This window comes from Daejeonella sp., assembly GCF_049655485.1.
GTDB lineage: Bacteria > Bacteroidota > Bacteroidia > Sphingobacteriales > Sphingobacteriaceae > Daejeonella.
The window spans coordinates 1-8,187 of record NZ_JBASJU010000194.1 but is presented as its reverse complement, the minus strand read 5'-3'; the positions used below and the strand labels follow the sequence as shown (position 1 = coordinate 8,187).

Here is an 8,187-nt window from a genome sequence, read left to right as displayed (position 1 = left end):
CAATTAACCGAAAAGGTTAGAAGAAAGCCATATGCAGTTGTGTTATTGGATGAAATTGAAAAAGCTCACCCTGATGTATTTAATATTCTTTTACAGGTATTGGATGAGGGACAACTTACTGACAGCCTTGGACGTAAAGTAGATTTCCGGAATACGATCATTATCATGACTTCCAATATTGGTGCACGCCAGTTGAAAGATTTCGGTCAGGGTGTAGGATTCAGCACTGTTGCAAAATCATCTCAAGCTGATACCTTCTCTAGAGGAGTAATTGAAAATGCTTTGAAACGTGCATTTGCTCCGGAATTCCTTAACCGTGTTGACGATGTAGTTGTATTTAACTCTCTTAATAAAGAGCACATCTTTAAGATTATCGATATCGAGTTAAAAGCTCTGTTCGAAAGAATCCAGGGGCTTGGATACGAAATTAAGCTTACTGATGCTGCAAAAGAGTTCATAGCAGAAAAAGGTTACGATTCCAATTTTGGAGCGCGTCCTTTGAAAAGAGCAATTCAAAAGCATCTCGAAGATCCGATTGCGGAAGAGATTCTTAAAGGAGAACTTGTAGAAGGTGATACGATGGAGGTAGATTACGATAAAGAGAAGGAAGAAATCCGGATCATCGGCAAGACCAAAACTCCTAAACGCAAGAAGGAAGAGAAGAAAGAGGGAAAAGAAGAGTAATCTGAAGTAACATTTGAATTACAGCGGGTAATGGGGCAACTATTACCCGTTTTTTTATGTCTAAGAATTATAGGCGCATTTCTTAAAACCTATACCATTATGAAACGATCCCTTATTTTTATTTGCCTTTCCTTTGTTATCGTATTCGTCGCCGGATGTAAAAAGGAAATGGTGGTACCTAACCGGACTATAGTCACCACTTTAAACTCCGGCAACTGGGTTCAAAGCAACGGCGGGCGCAACTATACCGCAGCTATTGACATGCCTGAGATAGATAATTATTTTAATGACCGCGGCGGTGTGTTGGTTTACATCTCATTCGAAAACGGAACCTATGAACAGGTGCCGCAGGTATACAACGGCGTTTCTTACAGTTATATCACGCGTACAGGGCAAATCGTTCTGGAAATTCAGAGCTCGGATGGCTTGGGGACGGTTACACCTCCGGGGACTGTAAAGGTGAAGATTGTGCTTATTGACTCCGTTTAAGAGTGGAAAACTTAAAGCTGAAAACTGAAGCGATACGCCCATCCGTCTTCGCAGAAAGGCCCATTCTAGATTTTAGAATGGGCCTTTGTAATTAATAAGGTTGAGAGAAACTGGAAACTGAAGCGATACGTAAAAGCAAACGTCAAAACTTATTGCACACGAAAGCCCATTCTAACGTTTGAACGGGCTTTTGTGATTATATAGATAAGAGTTGAAAACTAAAATTGAAAATTGAATCTAGTTTATACCCCCGCCTGTTTCGAAGAACGATTGGTACGGCTCCTTCAGTTTTCAGTCTTCAGTTTTCACTTTTCACCTCCTTCTAGCTTTCACTATTCTCAACTCCAAGCCTATGCATTACATCATCACTCACCCCAGTCGAAGAATATCCTCCATCATGGAAAAGATTCTGCATGGTAACCATTCTGGTCAGATCAGAGAAAAGGGTAATACAATAATCCGCACATGATTCTGCATCAGCATTTCCTAGCGGCGCTATCGCATTAGCGTAATCATAGAAGTCGCCGAAACCTTTAATGCCTGTTCCAGCAGTTGTTTTAGTTGGAGATTGTGATACCGTATTGATACGTACTTTTTTCTCCAAACCGTAATGATATCCAAAACTGCGGGCTATTGATTCAAGCATAGCTTTGATATCTGCCATATCTGTATAGAAAGGATAAGTACGTTGAGCGGCCATGTACGTAAGCGCCACTACACTTCCCCATTCATTTATCGCGTCAAGCTTTTTAGCCACGCTTAACATTTTATGTAATGACAAAGCCGAAACGTCGATCCCTTTGTTAAAATACTCGTAATTAAGTTCCGTGTATGGAATTTTCTTGCGGATGTTTACACTCATCCCGATAGAATGAAGAACGAAATCTACTTTGCCGCCAAGAATCTCCTGCGACTGGGTGAACAGATTGGTGAGCTCCTCTACACTTGTAGCATCCGCCGGTATGATCTGCGATCCGGTAGCTTCTGCCAGTGCATTGATCTCGCCCATGCGCATAGCGATAGGAGCGTTCGTCAATACAAATCTCGCGCCCTCTGCATGCGCTTTTTCTGCTACTTTCCAGGCAATGGAGTTCTTGTCCAATGCTCCCGAAATGATACCTGTTTTGCCTTTCAGTAAGTTATACATATGATTTTATTTTGTTTGTTCTGTTAGGGGTAAAGTTATTATTTATCTCTAATACTAATCTCAATTAATTAAGCAGTTCCCGGGCATTCAGGATTGCGGATTCACCCGGATTATTACCACTCAGCATTTTTGCCAGCTCCATCACGCGCTCTTCCTGTCCTATTTGCTTAATATTAGTATGCGTGATATCCGTTTGCTCATCCTTATACACTGTATAGTGGGCATTTCCTCTTGCAGCAATCTGAGGAAGATGGGTGATTGCAATCACTTGCATGTTATTGGAAAGCTTTTCCATGATTTTACCTACTTTTAAAGCAACTTCACCAGATATCCCGGTGTCTATCTCATCAAAAATAATGGTAGGCAGGGAAGTGTGAACCGCAATAAGCGACTTAATACTCAACATTAATCGCGAAAGTTCTCCGCCGGAAGCAACTTTGTTCATTGGTAATGGAACCTGGCCTTTATTTGCGGTGAACAGGAATTTTATCTGGTCAGTCCCGTTTAGGTCGAATTTGCCATTTTCCAGCTGGTCGTTTGAAATTTGAAGAACGGCATTGGGCATTCCTACCTCATTTAATGTAGTTTTTATAGCTTTCTCGACATGCGGTATGCTGGCTAGTCGCGACTGATTTAATTGTTCCGCCAGATCTATTAGCTTAGCATGAATACTCTCCACTTCCAGTTTTAGTTTTTCGATATCCTCATCCGCAAATAGGATACTATTGAGTTTATCCGATAGCTGATCCCTCAATTGGATCAATTCGAGGTTGGAGCTTACGCGATGTTTTTTCTGTAAAGAATACAGTAAATCCAAACGCTGATTTATTTCTTCAAGCCTCACCTCGTCGACAGTACTGTGCTGTTCGATGCGTTCTATTTCGGATAGGATGTCTTTTATTTCAATTAAACTGCTGTTTAACCGCTCATTTAATTCTTTTACTTCCGGATTATATCTTTCCGCACTTCCCAGATTCACCGCCGCTTCTTTAAGTTGTGTGATTGCGGCTGTTTCACTTTCACTTAACAGACCTACTGCCGTTAGTAAGCTCCTTTTGATTTCTTCGGCATGGGTAAGGACATCCTGATCCTGTTCTAATTGAGTTTGTTCATCTTCCGACAGGCTCGCCTTTTCAAGCTCATTGAATTGGAACTGAAAATAATCAAGGTCCGACTTTGATTGCTCACTCTGTGCAACAAGTTCCTTTAATTTAGCCTGGGCCTGGCGGTATTCTTTAAATGTAGATTTATAACTTTCACGCAATACACCGTTATCGGCAATGGTATCAATCACAAGAAGTTGAAAATCCTCATCATTAATTTCAAGGGTAGCATGCTGAGAATGAATATCAATCAGTTTCTCACCTAGTTTCTTAAGGGTGGTGAGATTAACAGGCGTGTCGTTAATAAAAGCCCTGGATTTTCCGTCGGAAGATATTTCCCTTCTTAATACCGTTTCCAGTTCGTAATCAAGGTCATTTTCCTCAAAGAACTCGTTCAGATGAAAACCATTCACAAGAAATGTACCTTCTATAACACATTTTTTCTGCTGGTTAAAGAAATATTTACCCTCTGCACGCTGTCCCAGAATTAAGGATAAGGCACCAAGTATAATAGATTTTCCTGCGCCTGTCTCCCCTGTAAGGATGTTTAATTCATTTGAAAATGAAATATCCAGATTATCAATTAAGGCATAATTACTAATCGCCAGTCGTTTGAGCATGAAGTGAGAAAATGGTTTGGGCTAAATTAAGTAAATAGGAATAAAAGGAGAATGTTTCGTGTAAACGATTTAGCGTGTGCGCCGCAAGATTTCATATTTCAGGCTATTTGCCGGATCAATCACCGAAAGTATGGTAAATGCTTTTAGTTTTTCCTGTGGCTCGGCATCACTTAAAAGGCTTATCAGTTCTGCGGATTTTGCAGTGAAAAACACCTGGTTTAAAACGGCACCTTGTTTCTGTCTGTCTATTTTTTGAAGCTGGGGAAGAACGCCATATATAGCCTTTCTTCCTTTAGATGGATTTTCAGCCATCACATCTAGCCCGTCCCGGTGATACTCATACATGCTCTCGCGAATAGGGTTATATTGTTTATTCGTAAGGTTTTCAATCAGCCAAAAGCGATTAGTCAGATCTTCATGTGCTTTCCAGCCCGTATTTGGAGAGTTTTGGGCGTTATTCAATACCGTAAGCGCTTTCTGGAAATAAGGTGTACCGCCCAGTTTGGAAAATGTATCGTAGTCCATTCCTGTGATAATATATGCGTAAAAGGCCAGGAGCGAGGTTAGGTTGGACAGGTAATTCTGGTCAGAAAAGTCCAGCGCCTGCCCTTCAGAATAAGAGAAACCAAAATTTTTATCGTTTAGATTTAAAACAGTACTATTATAACTGCTATTATATATTGGCCTGCTGGATTGTATCTGAGCTTCTGCTCTGAAGTTACTGGTCGAACCATCCCATTCAGTTATAGTAATCACGAAGTTGCAATCGATTCTTTCCTGGGCTTGTAGAGCATCCGTACTCCATCTTTTACCATTCAGGAAATCCTTGATGCTCACTTCAAGCACATCAAGTATCCGTTTGTTTGAATTTGGGATCTGAGGAGCCAGAATTTGTACACGTGCATTAAGGTCCTGAGAATACACAGCTGTGGAGACTACCAAAAAGGAAAAAAGCAGAATGTACTTCATGATATTAAATCTAACACTTTTTTGCAGATGTCCCTGGCAACGTCCCTCTTCGATTTTAAAGTAAACGACTCCAGCGAAAGTTGCTTGTCGATAATTGTGATCTTATTCTCATCATTCTTAAACCCTGCGCCCTCATCTCTTAATGAGTTAAGTACTATAAAATCAAGGTTCTTTTTCTGAAGCTTAGTTGTCGCGTTTTCGACTTCATTATTAGTTTCCAAGGCAAAACCGACAAGAATCTGATCCTGTGTTTTCGCTTTGCCCAGAGTCGCAAGAATATCCTCAGTTTTAACGAGCTGCAGGTTTAGTTCTGATTCTGACTTTTTAATTTTTATATCCGAAACCTCAGCAGGACGATAATCAGCAACAGCAGCACTTAAAATAGCAATATCTGTATTGGGAAAATAAGAAACAGCAGCATGAAGCATTTCTTCTGCAGAATTTATATCAATGCGGTTAATGCTATTGTCAGACAACTTTAAGGAAGTTGGGCCGCTTATCAGCGTCACGCTGGCACCTAATTCTGACAGCTCTTCAGCTATGGCGAAACCCATTTTCCCGGAAGAATGATTTCCTATAAAACGAACAGGATCGATAGCCTCGTAGGTTGGTCCGGCGGTAACCAGGGCATTTTTACCCTTCAGTGGAAGTTTTTTTTTTAATTTTCCAGAGAGAAACTCGAGGATTTCTTCAGGCTCTGCCATTCGTCCTTCGCCGATAAGGCCGCTTGCAAGTTCACCATAAGCGGGTTTGATCAGGATGTTCCCATAAGAAACAAGTGTATCGATGTTTTTTTGTGTAGCAGGATGTTTCCACATATCCAGGTCCATGGCAGGAGCAAAGAATACGGGACATTTTGCTGAGAGGTATGCAGCGGAAAGCAGGTTATCGCAAAGTCCGTTAGCAAGCTTCGCAAGCGTATTAGCACTGGCCGGCGCAACAATCATCAGGTCTGCCCAAAGTCCCAGATCAACATGGTTATTCCACACCCCGGATTCGGGATCGAAGTAGTTTACCAATACAGGGTTCTTTGAAAGAGTAGAAAGAGTCAGCGGGGTAATGAAATTCGTAGCCTCGCTGGTCATGATAATCTTGACGTTTGCACCAGCTTTAACCAGTAGCCTGGTTAAGCTTGCAGATTTGTAGCTCGCAATACTGCCACAAACGCCAAGTAAAATATTCTTATTAGTAAGCATAGGCATGTTTCTTATAAAATGAACTCATGCAGGAGGCATAGCACGAATGCTCTATGCTTTTTGCAATCTTATTGCTCTTTAGAAGGATTTCTGTAATAAATCTTATCGTTTAAAAACTCGTCAACAGCAATCAGCGAAGGCTTAGGCATACGCTCATAATGTTTTGAAATTTCAATTTGCTCACGATTTTCAAATACTTCTTCCAGGTTGTCATTAGAGGAAGCAAATTCAGCTAGTTTGCCGTGCAGCTCTTCTTTAAGATTGTTTGCGATCTGGTTCGCACGTTTGCTAATGATAACTATTGACTCGTATATATTGTCAGTTGTTTTATCTAATTCGCGAACATCACGTGTTACCGTACTGTTTGGGATAGCTGGCTTAATATTACTCATTTATCTTGTTTTTAGTTTCTTCTTGTTTTTTGTCCTCTTCAATTTGCGCTTCTTTGTTTTTAGCAGTTTGCGCTTCCATAAGAGCAGTTTGTTCAGCAATTAACTTTTTAACGTCAACTATTGATTTTGCACTGTTTTTCTTAATCTGCTCAAGTTCTTTCAGATGCACACTCGTAGGATGATTAACTGCAAATTCATCTGCAAGCCTTATCGCTTCAGTATAACGTTCCTCTTGTTTTATTTCCAAACTGGCTCCCGCGTATAATGCCTGTGCCTTTACAGTAAGGAATTGCATCTCTTCAGCATACTTAGTGTCGGGGAAATCGCGCTCCGAATTACGGAATGCAATGACTGCTGCTTTATAATCCCCAATATCAAGGAACAATTTAGCATTCTCATACGACTTCTGCTCAAGCTTTGCTCTCAAATTGGCAATCAGCTTACTTGCTTCAGGAACACGTTCGCTTTTAGGATGCAGGTTAATAAATAATTGCAATGCATCCATCGCCTTAAGCGTATTTTCCTGATCTAAGGAATAGATAGGCGACTCCAGGTAAAAGCAATAGGCAGCCATAAACCGGGTTTCTTCAGCCCTTGGACTCGAAGCATAGGTGTCGGCGAATGATTTGAAATGATACCGTGCAGTGGTATAATCCCTTAGTTTATAATGTGTATATGCGTAATAGTAAGAAAGATCTTCTGCTTCTGCCGTTCCGCGATATTTGGTAATCAGATCCTCGAACAGGGGTAATGCTTTACTATAGTTCTTTTTTTCATAGAACTTTATCGCTTCCCTGTATTTTTTGGCGGTATCATTGCTCGCACGGAGCTTTTCGTATTTGCTCTTGCAACCTGCAAATGCAAGAATAACAACAAGTAGTATGCTTAGGGAAATGTTAAGCTTGTTTTTAAACATTCTGCAAAGATAAGGTAAATCGGTAAAATTTCAATTATTAATTGATACTCATTAATATATACGCGGATGGATATTAATATATACGCGAAAATATCTCTTTGTATATATATGGATCATTGTTTAACATACTTTAACATTGGTGGGTGGCAGGAGTAGGGGGTATGAAGTAGGAGCTTCGGAGTCAGAAGTCGGAGGTCAGAATTCGGAGGAATGACGGTCGGAGCAGACAGCGTTGTGTCTGGATTATATGGAAGTGTGTTCTGCCCGGGGGATGAAGAATTTGGATTATATTCATTTTATTTATTTGTAAAGCAGGGCTTGTGGCCCTTTGGCTCCGGTAGTCGGGTGCTCTGCAGTAGTTTTGCAAAGACGGGTCATTTTCCAGAATTACGTTTATCTCGCAAAAGCTACTGCTGCCGCCCCCGTTTAGTTTACTCAGGACTTTTGCTTTTTGGTAAAACCGGCGGAGGTTTGTCCTTCGGTCGGACGACGGACAATTATATATATGGAGATTGGAGATCTCTCTGGCCTGAATTCGGTTAAGTCTTAGCCGTCTCTCTCTCCAGCATCCACCGTTAACAGCCCTGCATTACACCCAGATGGTTTGTTTGCTTATACCTTTCATTTTTTCTTCTTCTTTTCCAGCCACTTAGCATAAACTCTTAAATTAA

The 8,187-nt window shown here is 40.8% G+C and carries 8 protein-coding genes; 2 read left to right on the top strand and 6 right to left on the bottom strand.

What is annotated here, in order from left to right:
* Positions 1 to 684, top strand: a 684-nt coding sequence (locus WBJ10_RS08415; protein ID WP_424289238.1) for an AAA family ATPase, incomplete at its 5' end; no start/stop codon positions are given.
* Positions 685 to 783: 99 nt separating this feature from the next.
* On the top strand, positions 784 to 1,173 hold the full coding sequence (locus WBJ10_RS08410; protein ID WP_424289236.1) for a hypothetical protein: 390 nt from the start codon (positions 784 to 786) through the stop codon (positions 1,171 to 1,173).
* A gap of 322 nt (positions 1,174 to 1,495) precedes the next feature.
* On the opposite strand, the gene WBJ10_RS08405 is transcribed toward WBJ10_RS08410, so the two are convergent.
* From WBJ10_RS08405 to WBJ10_RS08380, 6 genes are all read right to left on the bottom strand, one after another.
* A complete protein-coding gene (locus tag WBJ10_RS08405) occupies positions 1,496 to 2,320 on the bottom strand; it encodes an enoyl-ACP reductase FabI (RefSeq protein ID WP_424289234.1) in 825 nt (274 codons plus the stop codon).
* Between the two features lie 64 nt (positions 2,321 to 2,384).
* Entirely contained in the window at positions 2,385 to 4,043 is a 1,659-nt protein-coding gene (recN, locus tag WBJ10_RS08400; protein ID WP_424289232.1) for a DNA repair protein RecN, read from the bottom strand.
* 69 nt (positions 4,044 to 4,112) lie between these two features.
* Complete coding sequence (locus WBJ10_RS08395) at positions 4,113 to 5,012, bottom strand: DUF4835 family protein (protein WP_424289230.1); 900 nt, start codon at positions 5,010 to 5,012, stop codon at positions 4,113 to 4,115.
* Positions 5,009 to 6,208 carry a bifunctional phosphopantothenoylcysteine decarboxylase/phosphopantothenate--cysteine ligase CoaBC gene (gene coaBC, locus WBJ10_RS08390; RefSeq protein ID WP_424289228.1) on the bottom strand — a complete coding sequence of 400 codons (1,200 nt, stop codon included), beginning with the start codon at positions 6,206 to 6,208 and terminating at the stop codon, positions 5,009 to 5,011. The genes WBJ10_RS08395 and coaBC overlap by 4 nt, the downstream gene beginning before the upstream one ends.
* A 68-nt stretch (positions 6,209 to 6,276) precedes the next feature.
* A complete protein-coding gene (locus tag WBJ10_RS08385) occupies positions 6,277 to 6,600 on the bottom strand; it encodes a DNA-directed RNA polymerase subunit omega (RefSeq protein ID WP_424289226.1) in 324 nt (107 codons plus the stop codon).
* Positions 6,593 to 7,516, bottom strand: a complete 924-nt coding sequence (locus WBJ10_RS08380; protein ID WP_424289224.1) for an outer membrane protein assembly factor BamD — start codon at positions 7,514 to 7,516, stop codon at positions 6,593 to 6,595. The genes WBJ10_RS08385 and WBJ10_RS08380 overlap by 8 nt, the downstream gene beginning before the upstream one ends.
* Positions 7,517 to 8,187: the final 671 nt, after the last annotated feature.